At 68.4% G+C, this 23,274-nt stretch carries 20 protein-coding genes and 3 pseudogenes; 11 read left to right on the top strand and 12 right to left on the bottom strand.

Annotation, left to right across the window (positions count from 1 at the left end):
- Positions 1-419: 419 nt before the first annotated feature.
- The 4 genes from ACFWVP_RS01280 to ACFWVP_RS01265 form a co-directional block, all read right to left on the bottom strand.
- Positions 420-1,217, bottom strand: coding sequence for a very short patch repair endonuclease (locus ACFWVP_RS01280; protein ID WP_384492860.1), 798 nt, complete (start codon positions 1,215-1,217; stop codon positions 420-422).
- The gene (locus tag ACFWVP_RS01275; protein ID WP_384492859.1) at positions 1,214-2,563 is read right to left on the bottom strand and encodes a DNA cytosine methyltransferase; all 1,350 of its coding nucleotides are present in this window, start codon (positions 2,561-2,563) and stop codon (positions 1,214-1,216) included. Before ACFWVP_RS01275 ends, ACFWVP_RS01280 begins: the two co-directional genes overlap by 4 nt.
- Positions 2,564-3,588: 1,025 nt before the next feature.
- Positions 3,589-4,695: a CU044_5270 family protein gene (locus ACFWVP_RS01270; protein WP_384492858.1), complete on the bottom strand. Its 1,107-nt coding sequence runs from the start codon at positions 4,693-4,695 to the stop codon at positions 3,589-3,591.
- On the bottom strand, positions 4,692-5,330 hold the full coding sequence (locus ACFWVP_RS01265; protein ID WP_384492857.1) for an RNA polymerase sigma factor: 639 nt from the start codon (positions 5,328-5,330) through the stop codon (positions 4,692-4,694). Before ACFWVP_RS01265 ends, ACFWVP_RS01270 begins: the two co-directional genes overlap by 4 nt.
- 268 nt (positions 5,331-5,598) lie before the next feature.
- Here ACFWVP_RS01265 and ACFWVP_RS01260 point away from each other — a divergent pair, with 268 nt between their 5' ends.
- The 4 genes from ACFWVP_RS01260 (at position 5,599) to ACFWVP_RS01245 (ending at position 9,407) form a co-directional block, all read left to right on the top strand.
- Positions 5,599-6,354 (top strand): hypothetical protein, encoded by a 756-nt coding sequence (locus ACFWVP_RS01260; protein ID WP_384492856.1) that lies wholly within the window; start codon positions 5,599-5,601, stop codon positions 6,352-6,354.
- A gap of 345 nt (positions 6,355-6,699) precedes the next feature.
- Positions 6,700-8,013, top strand: coding sequence for an NtaA/DmoA family FMN-dependent monooxygenase (locus ACFWVP_RS01255; RefSeq protein ID WP_384492855.1), 1,314 nt, complete (start codon positions 6,700-6,702; stop codon positions 8,011-8,013).
- On the top strand, positions 8,013-8,525 hold the full coding sequence (locus ACFWVP_RS01250; RefSeq protein WP_384492854.1) for a flavin reductase family protein: 513 nt from the start codon (positions 8,013-8,015) through the stop codon (positions 8,523-8,525). The genes ACFWVP_RS01255 and ACFWVP_RS01250 overlap by 1 nt, the downstream gene beginning before the upstream one ends.
- Positions 8,526-8,690: 165 nt before the next feature.
- A complete protein-coding gene (locus tag ACFWVP_RS01245) occupies positions 8,691-9,407 on the top strand; it encodes an NADPH-dependent F420 reductase (protein WP_384492853.1) in 717 nt (238 codons plus the stop codon).
- Positions 9,408-9,561: 154 nt separating this feature from the next.
- Here ACFWVP_RS01245 and ACFWVP_RS01240 read toward each other — a convergent pair whose 3' ends face one another.
- Positions 9,562-10,344, bottom strand: coding sequence for an NADPH-dependent F420 reductase (locus ACFWVP_RS01240; protein WP_384493010.1), 783 nt, complete (start codon positions 10,342-10,344; stop codon positions 9,562-9,564).
- Positions 10,337-10,957 carry a TetR/AcrR family transcriptional regulator gene (locus ACFWVP_RS01235; protein ID WP_384492852.1) on the bottom strand — a complete coding sequence of 207 codons (621 nt, stop codon included), beginning with the start codon at positions 10,955-10,957 and terminating at the stop codon, positions 10,337-10,339. Before ACFWVP_RS01235 ends, ACFWVP_RS01240 begins: the two co-directional genes overlap by 8 nt.
- Before the next feature lie 349 nt (positions 10,958-11,306).
- On the opposite strand from ACFWVP_RS01235, the gene ACFWVP_RS01230 reads away from it, so the two are divergent.
- Positions 11,307-12,851: a DHA2 family efflux MFS transporter permease subunit gene (locus ACFWVP_RS01230; RefSeq protein ID WP_384492851.1), complete on the top strand. Its 1,545-nt coding sequence runs from the start codon at positions 11,307-11,309 to the stop codon at positions 12,849-12,851.
- A 226-nt stretch (positions 12,852-13,077) separates the two neighbouring features.
- Here ACFWVP_RS01230 and ACFWVP_RS01225 read toward each other — a convergent pair whose 3' ends face one another.
- Together ACFWVP_RS01225 and ACFWVP_RS01220 are read right to left on the bottom strand one after the other, a co-directional pair.
- The gene (locus ACFWVP_RS01225) at positions 13,078-14,475 is read right to left on the bottom strand and encodes a lipase family protein (RefSeq protein ID WP_384492850.1); all 1,398 of its coding nucleotides are present in this window, start codon (positions 14,473-14,475) and stop codon (positions 13,078-13,080) included.
- Positions 14,476-14,496: 21 nt separating this feature from the next.
- Complete coding sequence (locus ACFWVP_RS01220) at positions 14,497-16,098, bottom strand: GMC oxidoreductase (protein ID WP_384492849.1); 1,602 nt, start codon at positions 16,096-16,098, stop codon at positions 14,497-14,499.
- A 212-nt stretch (positions 16,099-16,310) separates the two neighbouring features.
- On the opposite strand from ACFWVP_RS01220, the gene ACFWVP_RS01215 reads away from it, so the two are divergent.
- Entirely contained in the window at positions 16,311-17,018 is a 708-nt protein-coding gene (locus ACFWVP_RS01215) for a TetR family transcriptional regulator (protein WP_384492848.1), read from the top strand.
- Between the two features lie 453 nt (positions 17,019-17,471).
- Complete coding sequence (locus ACFWVP_RS01210; protein WP_384492847.1) at positions 17,472-17,906, top strand: Imm10 family immunity protein; 435 nt, start codon at positions 17,472-17,474, stop codon at positions 17,904-17,906.
- Between the two features lie 39 nt (positions 17,907-17,945).
- Here ACFWVP_RS01210 and ACFWVP_RS01205 read toward each other — a convergent pair.
- Both ACFWVP_RS01205 and ACFWVP_RS01200 read right to left on the bottom strand, forming a co-directional pair.
- Positions 17,946-18,297 (bottom strand): annotated as a pseudogene (locus tag ACFWVP_RS01205) (transposase).
- Positions 18,298-18,486: 189 nt separating this feature from the next.
- Complete coding sequence (locus ACFWVP_RS01200) at positions 18,487-19,167, bottom strand: NAD(P)H oxidoreductase (protein WP_384492846.1); 681 nt, start codon at positions 19,165-19,167, stop codon at positions 18,487-18,489.
- Positions 19,168-19,277: 110 nt separating this feature from the next.
- Between ACFWVP_RS01200 and ACFWVP_RS01195 the strand changes: the two genes are divergently transcribed.
- The 3 genes and pseudogenes from ACFWVP_RS01195 to ACFWVP_RS01185 all read left to right on the top strand — a co-directional run bounded on the left by ACFWVP_RS01195 (position 19,278) and on the right by ACFWVP_RS01185 (position 21,289).
- The gene (locus ACFWVP_RS01195) at positions 19,278-20,207 is read left to right on the top strand and encodes an AraC family transcriptional regulator (RefSeq protein WP_384492845.1); all 930 of its coding nucleotides are present in this window, start codon (positions 19,278-19,280) and stop codon (positions 20,205-20,207) included.
- Between the two features lie 461 nt (positions 20,208-20,668).
- Positions 20,669-20,836 (top strand): annotated as a pseudogene (locus ACFWVP_RS01190) (transcriptional regulator); the annotation flags it as partial.
- Between the two features lie 84 nt (positions 20,837-20,920).
- Positions 20,921-21,289 carry a VOC family protein gene (locus ACFWVP_RS01185; protein WP_384492844.1) on the top strand — a complete coding sequence of 123 codons (369 nt, stop codon included), beginning with the start codon at positions 20,921-20,923 and terminating at the stop codon, positions 21,287-21,289.
- Positions 21,290-21,465: 176 nt separating this feature from the next.
- On the opposite strand, the gene ACFWVP_RS01180 is transcribed toward ACFWVP_RS01185, so the two are convergent.
- The gene (locus ACFWVP_RS01180) at positions 21,466-21,939 is read right to left on the bottom strand and encodes a hypothetical protein (RefSeq protein ID WP_384492843.1); all 474 of its coding nucleotides are present in this window, start codon (positions 21,937-21,939) and stop codon (positions 21,466-21,468) included.
- 387 nt (positions 21,940-22,326) lie between these two features.
- Here ACFWVP_RS01180 and ACFWVP_RS01175 point away from each other — a divergent pair.
- Positions 22,327-22,575, top strand: a pseudogene (locus ACFWVP_RS01175) (transposase); the annotation flags it as partial.
- On the opposite strand, the gene ACFWVP_RS01170 reads toward ACFWVP_RS01175, so the two are convergent.
- Positions 22,562-23,023 carry an STM3941 family protein gene (locus ACFWVP_RS01170; RefSeq protein WP_384493009.1) on the bottom strand — a complete coding sequence of 154 codons (462 nt, stop codon included), beginning with the start codon at positions 23,021-23,023 and terminating at the stop codon, positions 22,562-22,564. The pseudogene ACFWVP_RS01175 and the gene ACFWVP_RS01170 overlap by 14 nt on opposite strands.
- Between the last annotated feature and the right edge of the window lie 251 nt (positions 23,024-23,274).

Below are 23,274 nucleotides of genomic sequence, written 5' to 3'. Positions count from 1 at the left end.
CGTAGGCACGCCGAAGGAGGCCCTACCGCGGGCCGCATTTCGGCGCGTGGCTCGGAGGAGCCGTACGCGTGATGAAGACACTAGAGGGTGCGACTGACAACGCGCGCCAAGTTTCGTTCCAATGAACCAACTTGAGAGAACGAGGGCGCGTCTCACGGTGCGACAAAAGGATCATCGCAAGTGCAATCCGCACCGCGGATCAGCAGGTCTGGTGGTGGACGTAGGCGGCTCTTGGGAGACTTGCCCCGTGATCCGTGAACCCGCCGAGGTATCCGTAGAGTCCGATGGACGCGTCGAACTGCCGTTGGGCTGCTGGCCGAGGCCGACCTCAACGTCGGGGAGGGCTTGGTCGCGTTCAGCGACGGAGACGGTCGCATCGTCCTCCGCCGCGCCGCAGACGCGATCGACGACCTCTTGCGTCACGGGACGCTGTGATCGTCCTGTACCGCAAAGCCGCGAACGGCCGCGGCGACCCGGCGTGCCGCTCGCACAGGATCCTCATGCTCCCAAATTCTGATGGCGCGCCATCCCGCGTCCGCCAGAATCTGGTCGGTCTGGGCGTCTCTGGCTCGATTCCCTTCGATCTTGGTGCGCCAGAAGTCGCTGTTCGTCCGGGCGGGCCGGCAGTGGTCAGCGCAGCCGTGCCAGAAGCACCCGTCAACGAAGACGGCGACGCGGGCCCGGCTGAAGACCAGGTCAGCGGTTCGCCTCACGCCGGGTAGCGGTCGAGCGGAGACGCGATAGCGCAGGCCCTCTTGGTGCAGCAACGAGCGGATCCGCAGTTCAGGCGCCGTATCGCGACCGCGGTTCCCGCGCATCACCGACCGTGTGGCGGATGAAGACGCCCACGATCCTTCGGGGACGGGACGCTTCTCGACCATGCCCCGGTTCTGGGCGATCTTCCATGCCTGCTCGAGATTCGCCACTCGCGTCAGGTGTTCGACCTCACCGACATACAGAGTGGGTGAACGGCCATCCTCCGACCATCGGAGATAGGCCCGGATACGGCGAGTGCTGGGCAACACCTTCAACGTGATCGAGCCCAGCGCGTATTCGCCGTCCTTCCGCCTGACGTAGCGTTCCTCGCGACCCCCAGCAGCGCGATCTTGCTCCGCGGTGATCGTCTTCCTGGTACGTCCCTGACGCCCTCGCCATGCGCTCTCGGGCGGCGGCTTGTCCTTCCAGCCCTCTTGCCGGGACGCGGTGGCGTCTTTCACGAACGGCGCTCCGCGTCGTCGAGGGCCTTCGCGACAGCGCTGGTGAAGACCTCGCCCAGTTTCACGGGAACCGCGTTGCCGAGCTGCCGCATCCGTTCACCGCGCGGACCAGCCATGCTCCACTGGTCGCCGAACGTCATGACCCGGGCGGCCTCGCGCACGGTCATGTACCGGTGCTCGGGGCGCATCAGGCCCGTGTTCTCGTCGCGCACCAGGTTGTCGAGCTGCATTACCGACTCGCCGCCGGGGACACCATGCACTCCAGCCTTGACGGTCTTGGCTGGCCTGTCGAGTTCGTTAGGAGTGTGCCCGTGGTAGATCCTCGCACCGGGCCACCCGATGTGGTCAGGGAAACCACCTTGCTCAGTCGTCTTGTCCAGCGCGCGAGGGTTGATCTTGGGTAGCCCCAGTACCGCGTCCCGAAGGGTGAGCCATGGCTGGAGCTCCTCATCCCCGCTCTCGAACGTCAGCTGCTCGTTCTCGTAGCGCGTCTTCACCAGGTCGATGACCCGCTGCGGAATCTTGGCGCCCTCCGCCTCGTGACGGCTCCAGTAGGGGCCGTCGAGGATCGCTCGCGCGAGGGCCGCATGGGAGTGGGTACGCGCGACAGCACGCTTGACCAGACCAGGATCCACGCCCAGGTCAGCGCGAAACGCAAGGAGGATGACGCGGTTACGGATCTGCGGCACTCCGTAGTCGGCCGCGTTCACCTCATGTTGAGTGACCACGTAGGTCTCCGCCGGATCGGTGTCCTTGGCCTCGATCCGATCGCGCAAAGCCTGGTCGTGCTTCTGCCACGAAGTGCCCTCTCGACGCCGCACGAACGGCAGAGTGAGCTCGCGCTTGATGTACTCGAAGTAGGGCCTGAAGGACGGGCGAAGAAGTCCTCGGACGTTCTCGCAGACAACGGCCTTGGGGCGGATCTCGCGAACGGCCCGGAACATCTCCGGGAACATGTTCCGCTCATCCTCGTCGCCCTTCGCGATCCCACCAAGACTGAACGGTTGGCACGGAGGACCTCCCGCCAGGAGATCGACTTTGCGGTCCTTGAGGAACGTCATGTCCAGCTTGCGGACGTCACCGGTAACCAGAGGTGGGTAGAGCGGCTTCTCGTCGGGGCCCTCGCTCCCGACTCCAGTGGCTCGCTGCTTGTCGATCTCACGCAGCACCTTGACCAGCACCTCGGAGTCAACGCCTTCGGGATACGCGTCGAAGCGGTTCCCCTCGAGCGTCTCGCACGCCCTCTTGGCGAACTCGTTGAGCAGCACGTGCCGGAACCCGGTGTTCGTGCTGGCCTGGACCAGCCCGCCCCCGCCCGCGAAGAGTTCTACCGACGTACGTTTCATAGTCTACTCACTCCTAGCAGTTCAGCGCAGGGAAAACCATACCGCGGAGCGGTGGTACTTGTTACCGATCGGTCAAAGAAACCCCTGTGATGTCGAAGCTCTGACGGATGGGCGACGTGCATCGATCTGGACCACGAAGCAGGAGCTGAAGCTCCAGTTCTTCCCGGGCCAGATCGTCACCTGGCTCGGCCTCACCCGGAAAGGTCATCCGCATCCCGTTCTCCGCCGTCCAGTAGGACGCCGCTCCCGCCGTGGTCGGCGAGGCCCGCAGGCTGACGGACGACGACTTCTTCACCGTCGGCACCCAGGACCGCTGCCTCGACGTGTTTCGGCTCGCTCCCGACACTCGACGAGACTCGGTGGCCGAGAGGGGTGTGAAGAGCTCGCCCGCACCCTCAACGGCTTGCCCCGCTGCGGGCGCACGCTGGGACACAACGTGAAGGCCAATGCCGGGCACCCGATTTCACAGCCTGACCTTGCTCGACGCCGGGGCCTCGGATTCTCCGCGTGAGCGAATGTTTGGGCTGTCCGCTACGGAACGTGACTGCCCGAGGGGGCCGTCGGTCGCGAAGGTTGGAGGGCTCCTCTGGCCCGGGCCGCTCCAGTGGCGATATGTGGAAAAGTTGCCTCTGCCGCTCAAATGCAGAGGGCGGCCGTGGTGGAGGGCTGTGTGGCGAACGCCTAACCGATCCCCGTTCGAGCGGGATCGAGGGGGATGCAGTCGCATAGAAACGGGTGGCTACGTCCGTTGTTCCGGCATCGTCGCAGGTGAGAGGCGTCACGCTTGTGGGTTCGAGTCCCACCCGCCTCACCAGTTTTACCCCTGCGGAAACGTTCAGGAACGAAGCGGGAGGCTCAACGACCGAACCTCCCGCTCACCCGTGGCCCTCGTCAGACGGACGGCTCCGGTCCTCCCGTTCCCAGGCGGCGCCAATAGGCATCGCCTGGGAACAGTCATGTCGGCCACGCTCGTAGCGGGAGGCCTGATGCCATGGGGGCAGGCTCAAGCGGCGCTCGTGTGGTCTCTACACGGCGGAGGCGGGGACCTCCTTGAGGTTGTCGACGGCCTGGCGCAGGGTGACAGCTTTGGTGTAGATGACGGTTCCAGGGGTGATGAGGCCGGAGTCGCCCCCGTTGGGGCGTACCTGGATGGTGCGCTCTCCGAGGTAGGTGTACGTCTTGGCGTCGAAGACCCATTCGGTGCGGGCGCCTGAGGTCTCGTCGAGGCGGGCGACGGCGATTCCGTGCCGGCCGACGGCATCGACGGCGTCCTTGACCTGTACGACGCCGGGGATCTTGGCGGCGGCCTTGAACAGGGCGGTGCTCAGGTCGGCGGGCGGCAGGGACTCGCCGAGCAGGTCGCCGATGGTGGTGAAGGCCTGCTGGTCGGGGCTGTTGCCCTTCCCCCTGGTCTCCTTGTAGATCTTCTTCAGGAGGGCGTCGGGGTCGGTCGGCAGGGCCTTGAGGTAGTCGTAGGTCGGGGAGTTGAGGTAGGCCGGTTCGCTGGTGTTCTTCTCATTGGTGCGGTCGAGCTTCTCGCCGCCGGGCGGGGAGACGGCCGGGTCGATGAGCCAGCCCTCGGTGCCGTCGGTGGAGTTCCAGATCTGGCGGCGGTGGATGCCGTCGCTGACCAGGGTGGTCTTGTCGCCGACGGTCTTCTCGTAGGTGCTGCCGACCTTGCTCTCGATGTAGACGTACTGGCCCGCGCTGATGCGGACCGGGGGGTTCTTCGAGGAGGCGAGGGAGATCTGATTCAGTAGCTGGGGAAGGCCCGCGCTGGTGCTGTTGCCGATTGCTGTGGTGAGTGGCGGCCCGGCGACCGCTTCCCTGCCGGTGTCGCTGTTGCCGGTGAGGGTGAGAACGCCTGCGGCGAGAACGGCCAGTGAGCACGCGGCGGCGGGCAGGATGATCAGAGGGCGCAGGAGCCTGCGGCGGACCGGAGCGGCGGGGGGAGCGGGCGTGGTAGCGGCTGCGGCCTGGGTGTCCTGCTGGATCAATGTCATGAGTTCTTCCCTGTGAAAGGCGTGGCGGCCTGCGGGGAGGTCGGCTTCGCCGAGAAAGAGCAGCTGCTCGCCCTCGTGCCGTTCATCAGGCGTGCGGCGGGACTCGCGCGGACGGGGCTGACTGTTCACCGGGTTCCTTCCTGTGCGGACCGGGCCGCGTTCGTGCGGTTGCCTCTTGTCTGCCGTTTCACCGGCCGGGGTTCCCTGAATTCGGCGAGCAATTGTGTGTCGGCGAGCTTCTTGAGCTTCGTTCGGGCGCGGGAGAGCCTCGAACGCACCGTGCCCACCGGGATGCCCAGCGTCTGTGCGGCGGTGGCGTAGTCCAGGCCCTGCCACAGGCAGAGGCTCAGGACTTCCCGTTCGGTGCGCCGCAGCCCTGCGAGTGCGCGAACGGTGGCGGCCAGGCGCCGGCGGTCGTCCAGACGGCCGGCGACGTCGTCCGCGTGATCGGTGACGGCCGTCTCTCCTTTGAGTCCGGCGGCGGCCGCTGCTGCCGCGGCGGCCGCCTTGTATCGCCGCTCGCTGCGTGATGTGGCGCGTACAAGGTTGGTGGCGATGCCCAGAAGCCACGGGCGCACGCTGCCGCCTTCCGCCTCGAGGCGCAGGCGGCTGCGCCATGCCTCCGTGAAGGTCGCCGAGACGATGTCCTCGGCGGACGCCCAGTTGGCGGTCAGCCGGTAGGCGTGGTTGTAGACGGTTCTGGCGTACTCGTCGAAGAGTTCCGCGAAGGCATGCGGATCCCCCGCTCGGATACGTGCGCGCATGGTTGTGGTCACCTCGGTCAACTGTCGGCCCACGGAGTCGGGTTCCCGAGACCTGCGTCACACCCGCCTCTGGAGGGCGGGCCTGAGGCAGGGAGAGATGGGGGTGCCGGCGGTGCGGGAGATGAGCATGAGTGAGCCCCGCTCGGCAGTCGTTGGCCCTGGTGGGCTTCCGTGGGCGTTGAAAGATCGCACCGGTGAGATGCCGGAGGCTTCCGGTCTCCCGTCGCGCCGCGCGGAAGCTCCAGCACTCCGGGCTTGCACGGCCGGTGTGTCCACCGCGCTCCGGCATCGCCCGGCTCAGTCTGCCGTCCCGGCCGGTAACGGCCTTGTCGAACGGATCACCTCGAAGAAGAGAACAGGCATCATCACGTTTCTGGCGACACCGGCGAGCACGACGGTACCGGCGCATGCCGGAGACTGGGGTACCAACCCGGTGAGGTTTTACAACTACGGGACCCAAGCGTGCCTGACCGAGAAGGCCAACCGGGCAGCGGGTTTGGGTGACTGCGACGACCGGAGCGCGGCGCGATGGCAGATGAGAACTTCCGCCGACAGCGGGCTGATGTTCAGGAACGTGGAGAGCGGCCGGTGCCTGGACACCAACGGCGCTGACGTCTGCCTGGGGGACTGCGGCGCTTCGGACCTCGGACAGCGCTGGTACTTCACTGCGTGCGGCGACGTCTCTTCAGCAGGGCTGGCCATCGAGAAGCTCGACATCTCCTACCCGCTCCTGGCTGGCTGGAACGCCGGGACGGTCTCTGTGGTTCCGCACAGCCGTGAGTACGCGGGCAAAACCGGGTGGGACTTTTCGCTGCCCTCCTGGGGCTGCCGAAGCCCAAGCGCCCGCCCCGTCCGCGCGGCCCCATCCGCGGTGACCCGCCGTGGTGGCCGTCAGGCAGTGGCCGTCGTGGGGGTTCCGGAAATCGCTCTGCACGTTCGGACGTTCTGCGTGTCGCGTTCGCCTCGCGACGGTGTGGCGAACGCGGATTCTCGCGTATCGAGGTTGACCCCCAAATGGCTTTGACCTGGGGGTTTGCAGTGATGCTTTTGTGGGTGCGTCGTGGAGCGGTCCCCCGCCCCCGGGGGAGACGCCGAACTCCGCGCAACCTCACCGCCTCGACGCGGCATAGCCCACTCCACACGTGGCTTGGCGTCCCCTGGTGCGGTGGCCGAGTCGGGGTTTGCTGTCTCGCACGCGCCCCTGCACGCCTGAGGCTCCCGCATCCCGTCTGCGCCTATCCTGCCCGGCGCACCCTCTTTGACAATGCGGAGGACGTCTCCGTATTGTCGTGACGGGCAATCGGAGATGCCCTCCGTTTCATCGTCTCGCCTGGAAGGGCTACTCGTGCTGAGTCAGATGCTCCTGTGCATGCAGTTCACCAGCGGTTACGGAGCTGAACCCGGGGCGTGGCGCCTTCCTGGGGCGAACCTGCGCAGCTATACGGACATGGACCAGTTCGTGCGGTACGCACAGGCAGCTGAGCGAGGCAAGATCCAGCTGTTGTTCTTCGCGGACACTCCGGTTCTGGACGTGGACCTCGAACACCAGGTCCCGCATTTCGCGATCGACCCGTTGCTGGTGATGACGTCCATAGCGCGCGAGACCGAGCGGATCGGGCTGGTCTCCACCGCCTCCACCACCTTCAACGAGCCCTACAACCTCGCTCGCCAGTTCAAGGCTTTGGACGTGATCAGCCACGGCCGGGCCGGCTGGAACGCGGTCACCACATCCGACCCCGCCGCTGCGGCGAACTTCGGCCGCGCAGTCCCGCCGCGGGCGGAGAAGTACGAGCGGGCCCACGAGGTCGTGCAGATCGTGCAGGCGCTGTGGGGCAGCTGGGAGAAGGACGCGTGGGTCCTGAATGTGGACGGCAAACGGTTCGCCGACATGGACAGGATCCAGCCGGTCGGCCTCCAGGGCCGCCATGTCGCCTCTCGCGGTCCGCTGCCCATTCCGCCCTCCGAGCAGGGCCAGCCCGTCATCTTCCAGGCGGGCGGCGGCGGACACGGCCTGGAGCTGGCCGGCCGCTACGCCGACGGCGTCTACGCCAACCCCTACACCGTTGAGGACGGCCAGACGCAGCGCCAGGCACTCCGCGATGCCGCCAAGCGCGCCGGGCGCGATCCGGACGAGGTGAAGATGTTCGCCGGTTTCATGCCGGCCATCGCCGCCTCCCGCCGGGCAGCCCTCGACCGGCGGCGGTTCCTGGACGAGTCCGTTGACCTGCGCCAGCGTGTTCGCCACCTCGGCGCAATGATCGGCCTGCCGCTCGGTTACGGGCAGATCGACGAGCCGCTGACCGCGGACCAGCTGGCCGACGCCGTGCCCAGCCCGCACGACCCGCGCTCCGCCCGCGCTCTGGAGGTGGCCCGGGAGGGCTGGACCCTGCGCGACGTGCTCGCCCACGGCGTCATCGACTACCACCCGGTCGTGGCCGGCACCGCCACCGACGTGGCCGACCACATGCAGCAGTGGTTCGAGGCCGGGGCCTGCGATGGCTTCTCCCTGGCCATCGACGGCTACCACGACGGTGTCGACGCCTTCGTCGACCAGGTCGTTCCCCTCCTGCAGGAACGCGGCCTGTTCCACCTCGACTACGAAGGCCCTACGCTGCGCGACCATCTCCACGCCCGCGAGCGGTACGGGCTCGACCCGCGCGTCACGGACACGGCGACCCGGTGATGTCCACGAGTGCTTCTCTGCGATCCGGCGCCGCGGCGCAGCAGGCGTTCCGCGAGGTCATGGCCGCCGTGGCGTCTTCGGTCGCCGTGGTCACGGCCCTGGACGGTGACCGCCCGCACGGCACCACGGTCAGCGCCTTCACGTCCCTGTCCCTGACGCCGCCCATGGTGCTGGTGTCGCTGGACGAACGCTCGCATCTGCTGGCGGTCATCCGGCGCGGCGGCCGCTTCGGCCTCAACGTCCTCGGCGCGCATCAGGCCGACCTGGCCTCCGTCTTCGCCCGCTCGGGCCCCGACAAATTCGACGGGATCGACTGGTCACCGAGCGAGGAACTGCCGCGGCTCCCGGATGCCGCCGCATGGATCGCCGCCGAGGTGGCCGACAGCGTCGACGCCGGGGACCACACCATTCTGCTCGCCCGCGTCATGGCCGCTGAGCCGGGCGAGGGATACCTGAGACCGCTCACATATCACCGGCGCTCCTTCGGCACCCACACAGCACTGATCCGGTAACCCTGCGGCACATTGAGAAAGGCGAAAGCGGGCCTTGATCACGGGCCCGCAGCACGAGACGGCCTGCACGCCCTGCTCCACCCGGCACGTCGCACTGCAGGCAATGAACCGAAACCGCCCGAACCGACCGGTCCCGGGCACACATGAAGGAAGCAAGGAGCAACGATGCCGACCCTGGGAATCATCGGAAGCGGCAACATCGGGTCCGCAGTCGCACGGCTGGCGGTAGCTGCGGACATCGACGTGGTGATCGCCAACTCACGCGGTCCCCAGAGCCTCACCGACCTCATCGAGGAGCTGGGGCCGCGCGCCACGGCAGGCACCATCGAGGAGACCGCCCGCGCAGGGGAAGCGACCCTGCTCAGCATTCCCCTGACCGCGTACCGTGACCTGCCCGCCGGCCTGCTGACGGGCAGGACCGTGCTGGACACCGGCAACTACTACCCGTACCGCGACGGCCGGATCACCGAACTCGACTCCGAGGAGGTGACCACGGCCGAACTGGAGCAGCAGCTCCTGCCCGGCGCGCTGCTGGTCAAGGCGTTCAACAATATCCTCGCCCACCACATCCCCCAGCTCGCCCGGCCCGCCGGAGCCCCGGACCGCAGCGCCCTGCCCATCGCCGGCAACGACCCCGACGCGAAGGCCCGGGCGGCAGAACTGATCGGCCGACTCGGCTTCGACACGGTGGATGCCGGAACCCTGGACGAAAGCTGGCGCTTCGAGCCCGAGGCCGGCGCCTACACCCGTATCTACCTCGCAGATCCCGACGTGCCGGCCGAGCACATGCTCCAGGCCCCCGCGGCACCGCTGCCCGTCGACAAGCTGCAAGAGGCGCTGCGGACGACCCGGCGGGTGAAGGTGGCCGCGCGCACCTTCTGACAGCACGTGTCCGGGCAGCGCCGTAGCCCCTTGCGCTGTCTGTGGACCTTGGCCCCGGCGTCGGTCGACGCCGGGGCCAAGGCATGTGAGATAGGCGGGGCGTGTACCGCTCGACGACGACCATGAGTCCGGGTACGGCGCATGCCCCGGGGGCTCACATGAACAGGACCCGGTTCAGGCGGACGCCGTACTCCGCGTCGGGGTTGGTCGTGGCGTCCCCGACCCTTTCCTGGATCGCGGCGACGGCCAGGTCGCGCCGCCTGGGCAGGCGCTCGGCCACCGCTGCCGCCAGCGCCCCCGGCATCTCCTCATGGGTGAGGTCCGTGCAGTAGCACGGCGCCCCGGGCTGCTGGCGCCAGGAGTCCGCGAGCGTCCCGGCGTCGAAGGCGCCGAACCCGGTGTCCTCGACCAGCGTCATGGCCACCCGACGGTCCCGGTCACGGTCGGCGGCGACGGGGATGACGATGCGGTCCGGGCCTCCCGCGGGCCTGCCCTTGGCCGCGAACGAATGGGAACCGATCGCGTTCCACGCCTTGGCGATCGGCCGCCCCAGCTGCTCGGCGACCCACAGGCTCTCCACCTGACCGGCGTCGATGGCCTCGATCCGGCTGTCACGCGCCGGGTAGTAGTTCGACGTGTCGATGACGACGGTGTCGGCCGGCACATCTGCGATCAGCGGCGTGACCTGCGGAAGACGGTGCAGGGGAATCGAGAGGATCACGACGTCGATGTCCTCTGCGGCTTCTGCCGCCGTTACGGCGCGGCCGCCCGTGGACAGCACATCGGCCTCGATCGTGTGCGGGCCGCGCGAGTTGGCCACTTTCACCTGATGTCCTGCCGCGGCCAGCTGCTGGGTCAGGGTCTTCCCGATGTGTCCTACGCCCAGAATGCCGATCTTGATGTTCTTTCTCCTTGCTCTCCGCCTGCGATTACGCAGGGCTTTCGCCGCTCTCGGGGGTTGTTTCCGTCGCGGGCTTTTCCCACCCGGTGCGCATGAGGGAAACGAGTGCGTCGGGCGACGACTCGTCGGCCATGGCGGCGCTGCGTGCCCAGGCGGTGGCCAGAGTGCTGAGGAACAGGTCGCGTCCCCGCACCCAGGACTGGGCACCGCCGTCGCGCTGGGCCGCGTGCAGGAAATCCTCGGTGGTCGTGACGAAGCCCTGACAGGTGATCGCCAGAGGGGACGTGCCTTCGGTCAGCGCGGCCCGCAGGGGGTCGGGCAGGCCGTCGAAGGCGGTCACCCACTCGCCCAGCGCCTGAAGCCACTGCGCCAGCGCGGCACGGGAGTCGGTCACCTCGCGCTGGATGGCGTCGCGACGGGCCTCCAGTTCTTCGTCGCGGGCCCGCAGCAAGGCAGCCAGCAGCGCCTCACGGTTGGGGAAGTGCCGGTAGAGGGTGCCCGGGCCCACACCGGCCCGCTTGGCGATGGCGTCCATGGAGCCGGTGATGCCCTGCTCGGCGAAGAACTCCTCCGCGACCTCAAGGATGTGCGTGCGGTTGCGCTGCTTGTCCGTCCGCTGCCGACGCTCGCCGGTGGCTGCCTCACCCATGTCCGTGCACCTCTCGTTGACAATGTGGAGACGCTCTCCGTATCGTCGTTCACGAAACGGAGACTATCTCCTTATCGGTTCCGATGCTACCGCTGGTCTCGGCAGGCATCCGTAACTCCCAGGGCAGCCCGGCGCGGCACACAGGCGTCCCGCGTCGACGGGTCACTGGGACCCGGCCGCCGCCCAGGGCGGGCAGACCCCACGCGACGGCTCCCCGGCGATCCTGGCCAGCCCCGGAACGTACAGCCGGACACCACCTGCGTGCACCGACGGCATGGACGAACCCACGCGGCCCTTCGCACGCCCTCTCCAGCAACAGCAACAGCAACAGCAACACGGAAGAGATCACATGTTCCCCGACGAGACTCCGGTGCAGGCCGCCACGGACGCATCGCCACCGACCCGCCACGACGACAAACTGGCTTCCGGAGACGTTCTCGTCATCGGGATCCTGATGGTCTCCGCGTTCACCGTCCTGCTGAACGAGATGCTGCTGGGAGTCGCGCTCCCCACCCTGATCAGCGATCTCGGCATCACTCCCACCACGGGACAGTGGCTCACGACGGGATATCTGCTGACCCTGGCCATCCTCATCCCGGCCACCGGCTTCCTGCTGCGGAGGTTCAACCTCCGCACGATCTTCATCGGCTCACTGTCCCTGTTCACCCTGGGCACGGCGATCGCCGCCGTCGCCCCGGGATTCGGTGTGCTGTTCACCGGCCGCATCATCCAGGCGGTCGGCACGGCCGCCCTCGTGCCCCTTCTGATGACCACGACGATGCGCCTGGTTCCCCCGCACCGCCGAGGCCGGACGATGGCGCTGGTCACCGGTCTGACCGCGGTGGCACCCGCGGTCGGCCCGGCGGTGTCCGGCGTAGTGATCTCCCAGCTCAGCTGGCGGTGGCTGTTCATCCTGGTTCTGCCCGTCGTCCTGGCCGCGCTGGCACTGGGCGCCGCCAAACTGCGCAACATCACCAGCCCCGAGCAGGTCAGGCTGGATGTGCTGTCCCTCGCCCTGTCCGCCGTCGGGTTCGGCGCCCTCGTCTACGGCCTGTCCACGATCGGCGAGTCCGCCTCCGGCCACGCACCGGTCCCGCCTTACATCCCCATCGTCATCGGGCTCCTCGCCCTCACTGTCTTCGTCCGCCGGCAGACCGTGCTCCAGCGCAGCGACAACGCGTTCCTCGACATGAGGATCTTCCGCACCCGCTCGTTCACCGTGCCGCTGCTGGTCATGCTCGTCGTCGCGCTGGTTGGCTTCGGCACCACGATGGTCCTGCCCCTGGTCCTCACCGACGTCGTCGGCCTGACGACGTTCCAGATCGGCCTCTTCCTGGTCCCCGGCGGAGCCCTGATCGCCCTCGTCTCGGCTCTCGGCGGACGCGTCTACGACCGCTACGGACCGCGGCCCCTGGCCATCCCCGGATCGGTCATCTGGACGGGCTCCCTGTGGTTCCTCAGCCGCGTGGACGAGGGCACCAGTGTCACCGCGCTCCTGGCCGCCTACCTCGTCCTGTCGGCCTCGCAGGCCCTCATGTGGGCTCCGATGACGACGGCCGCGCTGTCCTCCCTGCGCACCGAGCTCTACCCGCACGGCACCGCGGCCTTCAACACCGCCCAGCAGCTGGCCGGCGGAGCCGGCGGCGCAGTCCTGATCTCGGCCTACACCATCGGCTCCCACGCGAAAGACGCGGGAGCACTGGATCTGGCCCAGTCCGTCTCGGCGGCACAAGCGGCCTTCGCCACCGCGGCAGCCATCGGCTGCCTCGCAATCATCGGCACCCTCTTCGTCCGCAGGGCCGTTGCCGCCCAGCAGCCGCCGGCCCCTCACACCAGCGACGCACCCATCCATGCCGCCGCTGCGCCGCCGGTGCCGTCAGCAGCGACAGACTGACCGCACATGCGCAGGTGTCCTTGAGCGCCGCTTCCTCATTCCGGGAGACGCTTTCCGACCGTGGCCCAGGCGGTCGCCCACTCCGCTCGATGCGACGGCCGAATCGTGAAAGGGCTTCGCCGCCTCCGCGGGACTCTTGTGCGCCATCTTGTCGGTGCACGCACGAACGTGCCGTGTCCACCGGTGTCATCCGGTGGGCACGGCACAGTTGGTGTGGATACCTGGTTCAGAGCTGGATGGGCATCGACCAGCAGTTGGAGGTGGCCGCCTTGCCGGCGAGACGGTCGCTCAGCCAGGAGATCGCGTCGCCCTGGTCGGTGATGAGGGGTACGAGGTGGTTGGTGAGGATCTTGTCGCCGAGGTTGGGCAGCACGATGGCGTCGTAGGTGACGTCGGCGCCCTTGTTGCACCAGTCGACGGCCAGTTGCCGGGCCTGCGAGTGCGGAACGATGTCGTCCTGGACGCCGGTGGCAAGACGGACCGGTCCGGTCGGCTTGAGCCTGCCGATCCGCTGCTTGTCCAGGGCGGCTCTCGCGCGGGGGTCTGCGGCGATGATGTCCCCGATGGACTTGCCGTTGGTGGTCCATTTGCCGCTCTTGGTGAAGCCGTAGCCGAAGAGCGCGTCCCCGACACACATGGTCGACGCGTCCGCCAGGGCGGCCTTGCCGGTGGCGCTGATGTTCGCGTCCACGATCGCGCGCAGATCAGGGTCGGCCTGGGCGAATCCGCTGATCGACCAGGCCAGCGCACCGGCGAGCGCACTGCCGTCGATGCCTTTCATGACCGAGGTCAGATCCGCCGGGGGCGCGCCGGCGTAGGTGCCGGCGAGCGGGACGTCGGGTGCGTAGGAGGGCTGGAGTTCGGCGGCGGCGGCGCCGGCTCCGCCGCCCTGGCTGTATCCGTACAGGCCGGTGCGGGACGCCGCGGTGACCGAGGCTCCGGGTACGGCGCGGGCGGCTCGGGCCGCGTCGAGCAGGGCATGCGCCTGGTCGAGACGGTTGACGTAGGTGTGCAGGCGGTCGGTGGCGCCGAGGCCGACGTAGTCGGTGACGACGACGGCTGCCCCGGTGGACAGGATGCGGTAGATCGCGAGGGCTTCGTAGCCCACGGACACCGTGTCGCCGTTGAGGGTGAGCGGGTTCTGCAGGGCGAAGGACGGGGCGCACTGGTCGCCCTGTCCCATGGTGCCCGAGGCCACCGCGACCAGGGGGCGTGGTCCGGTGCCTTTCCAGGCTGCCGAGGGTTCGATGTAGGCGCCGGTCACGGCGACGGGCTGTCCGGCCGAGTCGGTGGACCTGTACATCAGGCGGGTCGCGGTGCCTGGCATCGGCCGGCCGTCCAGGCCGGGGATGCCCAGTCCGAGTGGCAGGGGTTCCGTGCGTATCAACGCGCCGTTCGTGGCAGGGAGTTGGGCCGGTGGCGTGTAGAACGCGGGGATGGTGACCCCGCGGGAGACGACGGGTTCGGGTGCGGCGGCCGAGGCCGGTGCACCTGACAGGCCGGCGCAGACCGTGCCCGCGGCGACGATCCCGGCCAGCAGGCGGAGTCCCGGCTTGGTGGCGCGGCCGGGCGTCGCGGCGGGAGTGGGGAGGGTGGAACGGGAACGGGTTCTCTTGCGGCTCATGGAGTGCTCCTCGTTCGTCGTTCAGATGATGGTGTCGATGTCGTGCGCGATGATGGCGTCCATGGCCCGCTCGGCCACGGCGGCGATGGTCATCGAGGGGTTGCAGGCGCCGGTGGTGCCGGGGATCAGTGCCCCGTCGAGGACGTACAGGCCGCGCTGTCCCCGGACGCGTCCTTCGAGGTCGCAGACGGTGCCCATCGGGGCGCCGCCGAGCGGGTGCCAGGTGCTGTTGACCAGGGCGTTCGTGTCCGTGAGGACACCGAGTCCCTTGGACACCTTGTCAACGCGCCGCTGGATGCTGCGGTGGCTGGAGGCGTCGCCGCCCAGGGGCCAGTGCAGGGATACGGAGTCGGTGGCGGCGTTGTAGCGGAACCGGCCGCGGTCGGCGCTCACCCCGAAGCCGACGAGCATGGTCGTCCGGGAGTTGAGGCCGAGGGGCGGGAGTGAGGCCTGGATGATGGTGTTCGCCGTGTGGGGGTCGTCCCACGCCTTGCTGCCGTAGACGACCGGGCCGCCCTGCTCGGCCCCGAAGTCCTCCTGGAGATTGGTCCAGGCGTAGATGCGGTCGCCGTTGGTTCCCCAGCCCTCGCCGAGACCGTCGGGCAGGTCGGGGATGGCACCGGTGGCTCCCGCGCGGACGAGGAGCTTGCTGGTGTTCATGCTGCCGGCCGCCATGACCAGGGCGCGGGTGGAGAGGATCTTCTGCTCCAGGACGCGGCCCGTGTCGTCGGTCCGGTCGACGTGCACCTCCCACCGGCCGTCGGCCGCCCGGGCCACGGAGGAGACGTTGTGGTGGGTTTCGACGGTCACCTTCCCCGTCGCCTCCGCCTGGCTGAGGTAGGTCACGTCGACGGAGTGCTTGCCACCGTTGTTGACGCCGAGCGCGCAGTCCCCGTTCGTGTAGGACGGCTTCATCTCCCCACGCAGCTCGGCCAGGGCGTAGTCCCAGTCGATCGGCATCGGGATCTTCTCCAGGCCGTACCCGGCCCTGCGCACCCGCTCGGCGAAGACCCGCGCCGCGTGGTAGTTCGACGAGCTGACCAGTTCGTCCGGTGCCGTGGCCGCCCGGAGCATCGCTGCGACCCGCGGGTAGTGGACCTCGTTCATGCGTCGGTAGTCGAGTTCCTGGGGCAGCCAGGTGTTGAAGACCGCCTCGGAGGGCTGAAGCGTCATGCCCTGGTAGACGAGGGAACCACCGCCGACCCCGGCCGCGCAGACGCCGAGGATGTTCTGCCCGAGTATCGGCTCCAGCAGGCCCACGTACGGCCCGAAGTTCAGCGGTGTGCCGATGAGTTGGGCGAGTGGCCGGACGGCTGCGGGGAGAGTGCCGTACCAGAGGGCCCGTTTGTCGAGGCCGGATACGCGGGGGAAAGTCTCCGAGTTCGGCCCGGTGGGCCAGCGCCGGCCGCGCTCCAGGACGGTGACCGGCACGCCTGCCTGCGCGAGCCGCAGCGCGGCCACACCGCCGCCGAAGCCCGAGCCGATGACGACGGCCCGGCGTTCCTCACGGGCCAGTCTCACCCGGTCCGGCCCGGAGGCTGCGGCGGCGGGGGCGGGGAGGGCGCTCGCGGCTGCGAGTCCTGCGGTAGCGGTGAGCAGGGCACGCCTGCTGGGAGTGGACATGAGCGGCTCCTCGGGGTGGGGTGGGGCGCCGTCCGATCAGTGGGGCGTTCGAGCTGCCCAGGCTGCGCGGGTCCTCGGTGGTCGATGTCGCCTGAACTTCGAGCTCGTGGGGTATGGCCAGGCACACCCCATGGCGTGCGCAGCAGCACTGTTACTCGCTGGTTACTTACGGCAGCGTAGGTCTCCGTGTCAGTGAGAGACAAGACGTCTGCATGCGCCATTTTCGAACGGCTCGCTATGCTGCGGTGACGGGACAGAGAGCGGGGTCAAGGGTGGGCGAGGCGCCAACCGCGATACGCGGAACGCGGGTTCAGGAAGATGCCGTGCCGTCGCTCGCCGAACGCCGTAAGGCGACGCTCCGCTTCGAGATCGCCGCCGAGGCCGTCAGGCTGTTCGCCGCGCAGGGTGTCGCCGGGACGACGGGTGAGCAGATCGCCCGCGCCGTGGGCATCTCCTCCCGCACCCTGTGGCGGCACTTCCCCACCAAGGAGAGCTGCGTCCTGCCGCTCCTCTCCGCAGGACTCGACGTCGCGGTCGACCGACTGCGCCACTGGCCGGTGGGGGAGGGTCTGCTGGATTTCGTCTCGGATTCCCTCCGAAGCGGCGAACTGCCCGCCGTGGCCCCCGTCATCCTCGACCTGATCCGCATGACGACCACCGACCCGGCCCTGCGCGCAGTCTGGCTCCAGGCTCACGACGACGCACTGCCCGTCCTGGCTCACCTTCTTGCCGAGAGGTCCGGCGGCAGCGCCGACGACCTGAGAATCAGAGTGCACGCCGCAACCCTCAACGGCGCACTGCGCGCGGCCTCCGAGGACTTCGCCCGCCGGTACGCGGACGATCCGGACGCCGGGGGCGGTGAGATCGCCACATGCCTGCTCGCCGCCCTGCGCGCGGCTTCGGAAGGTCTTCCCTACTGACGGAGGCTCCTGCCCGCGATCTCACTGCATGGTGGGCGCGTTTGGAGGCTTCGTGCCCGCCCCGGCAACTGGCTGCCCGCCGGGGGCGGGTAGACCGAGCCGGGCGGTGAGGAACCTTTTCCAATTCGTGGGCGTCGCGCACGCCCCGCGCGGCGGATCTCTCGCGCAGCGGGCCCAGGCCGGCGTACAGGCACTGTCTCGCTCGTGGGGCCGCGACACCGAGCCCGCGCCCGACGACGGGGGGCGAGGCGGGTGCCGGTGCGAGGAGCGCGTCGAGCACGTGCGACGACAGCGGGTCAGCCGGACGGCAGCAGCGTGCCGGTGAGGTCCCCTAGAGCATGTCTCCTAGGTCCGCCCATGAGATCGTCGTGCTCGTGATCGAGGCGGGCCTCACCGCCGGCTTTGCCGACATTGGGGCTCGGGCGACCTCCGTGACAGAAGGGACTCCAAGGAATGGAGCAGTGGCAGATGGCCGATCCGATCGTTCCTTACTGGACCATGCGGTACTTGGAGTCCGGGGAGGCGGTTCCCGGGCACACATTCACCGTGTTCATCGCCGAGGACGACACCGAGGACGCCCGTTACTTCGATCTGCAGCGCATGATCGGGGAACCGGGTCAGCAGGAGATCGATCTCGAACTGGACAGCTACTGCATCGTGTCGGAGAGCGACGGCGTCGACTACGGCGGTCTTGAAGCGACAACCCTGCTGCCAGGTCAGCTCACCCTCCAGTTCCGGGCCGATTCCGTGGATGAGTTGGAACTGCCGTCCAGAACCATCACCTTGGGGATCGACCCGGACATCGACATCGATGAGCTCCGTAGGGGCTTGAAGAAGGTACTCACATACGGGAACTCGCTGAAGGTCCCCGTCATGAACCTCACGTGACCCGAGCGCACGCCGGATGGCCATCGCTGAGGCAGGGGGCTATCGCCGGGCCCGGATGAGAATGGCAGCAAGGTGGAGTGCAGCCAGGTGGACACCGGCCGGCTCGTCCGTTCTCATCGCGAGACCACGCCACTGCTTGAGCCGGGCGATGCATCGCGCGACAGCACTGCGCTGCTTGTACGCCTCGGTGTCGAACGCGGGAGGTCGGCCTCCCGCACCCGGAACGAGCCGAGCTCGTCCGGCAGGTCCCGCCGGCAGTGCGGTACTTCCACACGATGGCCTCAAGGGCGCGGCGATGGTCGGCCCACGGCCGCCCGCGGACCGGATCGGCCGGCATCAGCGGCTCGATCCGGCTCCACATCGCATCAGTGATCACTAACCGGATAGACATGTCTGATCAACTGGCCGGCCGACCGGAGAGACACGCTCTAGCAGCGCGCGCACGTCCTGCGGCATCCCGGCGGCGCAGCGCTCGACCAGCAGGCGGCGGAATCGCGCCAGGCGTCCGCCGCGGTGCGACCCTGGCCACCAGGTTCCCGCACGTGCTGCCGCGGCGTCGGCCCACGGGATCCGGAGGCCGTCAGGCCGTGACGAGTTCGTCCGCGAGGAACTCCTCCACGAACTTCCGTGCCCGATGGTCGAAATCGGTGTACTGCGCCTCCCGTTCGGCGCCGGCGACCGCGTCGCCGACCAGCAGATTGCCCTCGGCGTCGATGCGTTGCGGTCGCTCCTCCGCGTCCAGGAGCAGACCTACGGTGGAGCGGGAGAAGCCGCAGTAGTAGGCGATGCCGTCACTCAGGTTGGCCTCGAGGACGGACTGCATCGATTCCGCGATGGGGTCGTCGGCGGTGGCGCCGGCCAGAGCCAGCCACAGCATGCGCTTGCCCGCCAGGCGGGGCTTGCTGCGGCCGTAGGCGAACCCGTAGTTCCATACGCGGTCGATCCATCCCTTGAGGAGGGCGGGCACACTCTGCCAGTACACCGGGAAGACAGCGACGACGACATCGGCGTCGAGGATTCGCCGCATGTGGGTGTGCGTCTGGTCCGAGTACGGCTTCTCCCGGTCGCCCCAATCCGGCTGGTCCTCCACGTTCATCCGCGGGTCGAACCCCTCGGCGTGCAGGTCGAGCAGGTCGATGCGGTATCCGGCAGCCTCAAGCTGGGCAGCCGCACGGCGGGCGGTGTGGGCGGTGAGGGAATCGCTGCGGTGGTGCGCGACGACCACGAGGGCTGTCCTGGTGTCACTGCTGTGCTGCGGCACGGTGTCTCCCGAGGGCTCGATCTGTGCAGTGAGTCCAGTACAACCGCGGCACCGTAGATGATCCATGGGAGAAGCGCTCCAATACATTGGAGATCGTCTACGATTGCGGTGTGGATCCTCTGAGTTCACTGCTGAGCGGCATCCGAGCCGAGGGCTCGGTCGTCAGCCATGCCGTCCTGACGGCGCCCTGGAGTATCACCTTCGCCGACGCCGCTCCGCTCACCATGGTCAGCGTGCTGCGCGGTGGCGGCACGCTACTGCTGCCCGACGGCACCGAGCGCGCGATTGGCGCGGGCGACACGGCCATCGTCCGAGGCCCCGCACGGTTCCGCCTCGCGGACGAGCCTGGCACTGTCCACCGCCCCCACACCGCGTACGAGATCAACTGCTTCGCCGCGGACGCCGCGTGCACCGGCCAGGAACTCGACGGCATCCACTGGGGCACCGGCCCGGATCGAGCGACCGCGCTGATCGTGGGCGCCTACCGCGCCTCGGGGCACCGCCACGAACGGCTCCTGCGCGCCCTGCCGCCCGTCCTGGTCGTGGCCGAGGACGCCGAGGTCTGCGCCTGGCTGGAGAACTCCGCCGCCGACGCCGCCCGGCTCTCAGCCGGTTCGCAGGCGCTGATGGACCGGCTCCTCGACTGGGCTCTGGTCTGCACGCTGCGCACCTGGTTCGACCGGGCAGGCACCGACGCGCCCGACTGGTACCGCGGCCTCGCCGACCCAGTCCTCGCCCCCGCCCTGCAGGCCTTCCACGGGCGGCCCGCCGAGAGCTGGACGGTCGCGTCGCTGGCCGCTCAAGCCGGCGTCTCCCGGGCACTGTTCGCCCGTCGCTTCACCGAGCTGATGGGGCGTCCGCCCCTCACCTACCTCACCGAGTGCCGCATGGACGACGCCGAGGCACTCCTGGCCGACACCGACCTCAGCATCGCCCAGATCGCCAAGACCGTCGGCTACGCCGACGCCTTCGGCTTCAGCACCGCCTTCAAACGCCACAAGGGACTCAGCCCCAGCACGTTCCGCACCACGGCGGCGTGAGTCGCGGCACACGGCCGCACAGACACGGGCCAGGCGGCACGGGCCTGCTTCTTCGGCCAGACGAGCCACGGTCACCAACCGGCTCCACGGCCTGCTCGCCCGGATCCACCCGTCGCCGGAACGGGCCCCGGGCCCGCAGCCGCAGCGAAGGAGGTCGCTCGCATGCCGGTGAGCAGATCATCCGGGGTCGATCCTGCATTGTGCGGGCCACTCAAGAGCGTCAGCACGGCGATCAGCACCTCCATACCGGTCTCGCCGCCGATCTGCGGGGTGCTGAGAGCGGCGCTGCCATGCGCATGACGCCGACGAGCTGTACCAGTCTGCGGGCTGCATTGATCCACGCCTATTCCTTGTGGCCGAACGGCTGGCGAGGAGCAGCTCACAGTGTCCGGCTCGGGGGCTCAACTGACCCGTTCCCCCACGGCAAGCGGTACCCCCGGACTTCCTTAAATCCGCCAGGCAAGGAGGTCGTCCACCCCGACGTCGGTCCGCTCGACCTCATGTACCAGACCTTCGACGTCCGCGGCGCGCCGGGACAACAACTGGTGATCTACCACGCCGAACCCGGGAGCCCGAGCGCTTCCCCGAGCGGTAGTGCTGCTGCCGGACTGAGGCAGTCTGGGGCGTAGATCGGCTGACATGGCGGCCTTGCCGATGAGTTCACCGTCCGCGAACGGTCTACCAGCGACACGACCGTTCTCGACAGGAGTGCCATGTCCACCATCCAGCCAGTGATCCTGACCGCCGACCAGGACGTCCTGCTCGGCTTCTATACGCAGCTGTTCGGCGCCGAGGAGATCTCCCGAGTACCGGAGGAAGGGCCGGCCTTCTACCGCGGCTTGCGCATCGGTGACACCGACCTCGGGCTGGTGGCCAAGACGGGCCTGGGGGCCGGGTCAGCACCGCGAATGCTGCTCAGCATCGGTGTCGACGATGTCGAGGAGACGCTCGGCCGCGTGGAGGCTCTGGGCGGCTCGGTCCGCAGCGGCCCCGACGACATGCCGTGGGGACAGCGCGTCGCCCACATTCAGGACCCCGACGGCAACCCGGTGAACCTGACCCAGCCGATCCCGGCCCGGTGACACCGTTCCGGGCGCTTGTGCCGGTCGCGGGCTGCCTGCGGGTGTCGGCGGCAACTGCGGCGCAGGTTGCGAGCATTCCGGGAGCACCGTGGCGGATCTGACGGCGATGACAACGATCAACGTCCGTTGTCATGGGACGTAGGTCCGCCGTTCAGGCTGAGGGCGAAGCTGCGGCTCTACGGCCACAGAACCTCGTTGTCCTGGACCACCAAGGGCTCGTACTGGTGTGACTCGTAGAACCTGGTCCACCCCAGGCGGACCTCACCGGTGGAGGAACGGTGCCGGTCACCGGCCTTGGTAGCCAGCCACCTGAGCAGTTCACCGGTGGAGTCGAACTCGTCGGGGTGGATCTCCTGCCGAACGGTCAGGGCCCATGATCCGTGAAGGGCTTCCGCAGGGCGTAGCAGCACCGAGAAGAGCGCTCCGTCTACCTTCCACGCCTCGCCATGTCGGCCGAGCAATGGCACGGGATGGTTCTCTATGACGGGTTCGCCGCAATCGTCCTCCACCATGACCGGAAACGAGGTCACGAGGCGGAGAATCTGCGGTTTGTTGCCCAGCCCGAGATGCCACCGAAGCTCTGCGGTCTCTTCGTCCGACAGACCTTCCCGCAGGTTCAGGACGATTGAGAGCTCATAGATGTCAGCCATGGCGGCAAGGTATCGCCCTGTTACGACACTCCCACCAGCGATGCGGCCCGTCGGCTGACAGGCTGAGCAGTCCGCCGCGGTCCGCATCAGGTTCAGCCTGTGCCGCAGGACATCCCGCTCGCCGGAGACGTCGTGGCTCTGAATGCGAGTGGCGACGGTGCTTCCTGGAGATGTACAGATGTCCGGCATGCTCTTCTGCGAGCGGTGCCCATTGTCCACGGCTGGAATGCCGCACGACCACGCAGAGCGCCTTCGTCGACGCGCACGTTGCCGCGTACGAGGGGAGTCGAACGTCGAGCGGCCCTGAGGATGCGCTGCTCGGGTCTTGAGCGGCACACCCCACCTCACCCAGAACGTGTCTCTTCGGTGGGCTCTAGTGGATCGGACATGCCTGTCCGATTAGTGATCACTGATGCGATGTGGGACCCGATCGAGCCGCTGATGCCGGCCAATCCGGTTCGCGGACGGCGGTGGGCCGATCACCGCCGCACGCTCGAAGCCATCGTGTGGAAGTACCCCATCAGCTCGCCTTGGCGGGACCTCCCCGACGAGTTCGGATCGTCCCGGACCGCGCACAGACAACTGCGCGACCCAGCCGTAGCCGGTCGGGCAACGGGCGCGCTCAGTGCTGTACTGCGAGTCCGGGGTGGTGGCGCCGCATCGCGCCCAGGACCGCCTCAGGCGGCACCGGCAAGGTGTTCGTGGCGATGTAGGCCGGACCGAAGCCCAAACGTGCGTTCATGGACGCGGTTCTGCGGACGGGCTTGGGTGCTCGAGCCAGATAGGCGTCCGGGTCGTGCAGCACCAGCTCGACGAACCGCTGCGAGGTGTTCCGTACCCGCTGCTCATGTATCCGCACGGCGGCTATCTCCTCCCAGGTGAATCGGCCCAGTCTCACGTGGTCCACTCCCGCGTCGTCCAGCACCAGCTCCGGTCGGTCGCGAAGCAGGCGCTGGATGATGATCACCGAGCAGAAACCGAAGAAGGGCAAGGCCAGCACCCCCGCCACAGTCATCTTCACGGTGCTGTGGGCGACCAGGAAAACGATGCCCAGAGCGACGAAGACCAGAGAGCCGGCCAGCATGGCCCACACACGCCCCTTGGCGAGCCGGTAGACCGTCGGGGCCGTTGGAACGCCGTTTCTGATCACGGGCTCAGACGATAGGGCCAGAGCCCTCGTCAGCGGAAGGCTTTTCGCCGCGCGGAGGGCGGTACGGAAGCGAGCACGGAAGCGGTCGCCGGCACCCCGAACAGTTCGCCGGCCCTGGCCGCAGAAGAAGGAATGCTGCACTCTTGACTCCGCGGGAACGCTTGTTCCCGCGGACTGCGCGACCG

The sequence above is a fragment of the Streptomyces sp. NPDC058637 genome, assembly GCF_042717325.1.
In the GTDB taxonomy this organism is placed as follows: domain Bacteria; phylum Actinomycetota; class Actinomycetes; order Streptomycetales; family Streptomycetaceae; genus Streptomyces.
This window is presented reverse-complemented; position numbering and strand designations above follow the sequence as displayed.

Coding starts and splice junctions, on each gene's coding strand:
- ACFWVP_RS01215 (WP_384492848.1), top strand. CDS start 16,311: ATGCGCCATTTTCGAACGGCTCGCTATGCTGCGGTGACGGGACAGAGA.
- ACFWVP_RS01265 (WP_384492857.1), bottom strand. CDS start 5,330: ATGCGCGCACGTATCCGAGCGGGGGATCCGCATGCCTTCGCGGAACTC.
- ACFWVP_RS01235 (WP_384492852.1), bottom strand. CDS start 10,957: ATGGGTGAGGCAGCCACCGGCGAGCGTCGGCAGCGGACGGACAAGCAG.
- ACFWVP_RS01230 (WP_384492851.1), top strand. CDS start 11,307: ATGTTCCCCGACGAGACTCCGGTGCAGGCCGCCACGGACGCATCGCCA.
- ACFWVP_RS01170 (WP_384493009.1), bottom strand. CDS start 23,023: ATGCTGGCCGGCTCTCTGGTCTTCGTCGCTCTGGGCATCGTTTTCCTG.
- ACFWVP_RS01210 (WP_384492847.1), top strand. CDS start 17,472: ATGGAGCAGTGGCAGATGGCCGATCCGATCGTTCCTTACTGGACCATG.
- ACFWVP_RS01225 (WP_384492850.1), bottom strand. CDS start 14,475: ATGAGCCGCAAGAGAACCCGTTCCCGTTCCACCCTCCCCACTCCCGCC.
- ACFWVP_RS01180 (WP_384492843.1), bottom strand. CDS start 21,939: ATGGCTGACATCTATGAGCTCTCAATCGTCCTGAACCTGCGGGAAGGT.
- ACFWVP_RS01250 (WP_384492854.1), top strand. CDS start 8,013: ATGTCCACGAGTGCTTCTCTGCGATCCGGCGCCGCGGCGCAGCAGGCG.
- ACFWVP_RS01275 (WP_384492859.1), bottom strand. CDS start 2,563: ATGAAACGTACGTCGGTAGAACTCTTCGCGGGCGGGGGCGGGCTGGTC.
- ACFWVP_RS01220 (WP_384492849.1), bottom strand. CDS start 16,098: ATGTCCACTCCCAGCAGGCGTGCCCTGCTCACCGCTACCGCAGGACTC.
- ACFWVP_RS01245 (WP_384492853.1), top strand. CDS start 8,691: ATGCCGACCCTGGGAATCATCGGAAGCGGCAACATCGGGTCCGCAGTC.
- ACFWVP_RS01255 (WP_384492855.1), top strand. CDS start 6,700: ATGCAGTTCACCAGCGGTTACGGAGCTGAACCCGGGGCGTGGCGCCTT.
- ACFWVP_RS01185 (WP_384492844.1), top strand. CDS start 20,921: ATGTCCACCATCCAGCCAGTGATCCTGACCGCCGACCAGGACGTCCTG.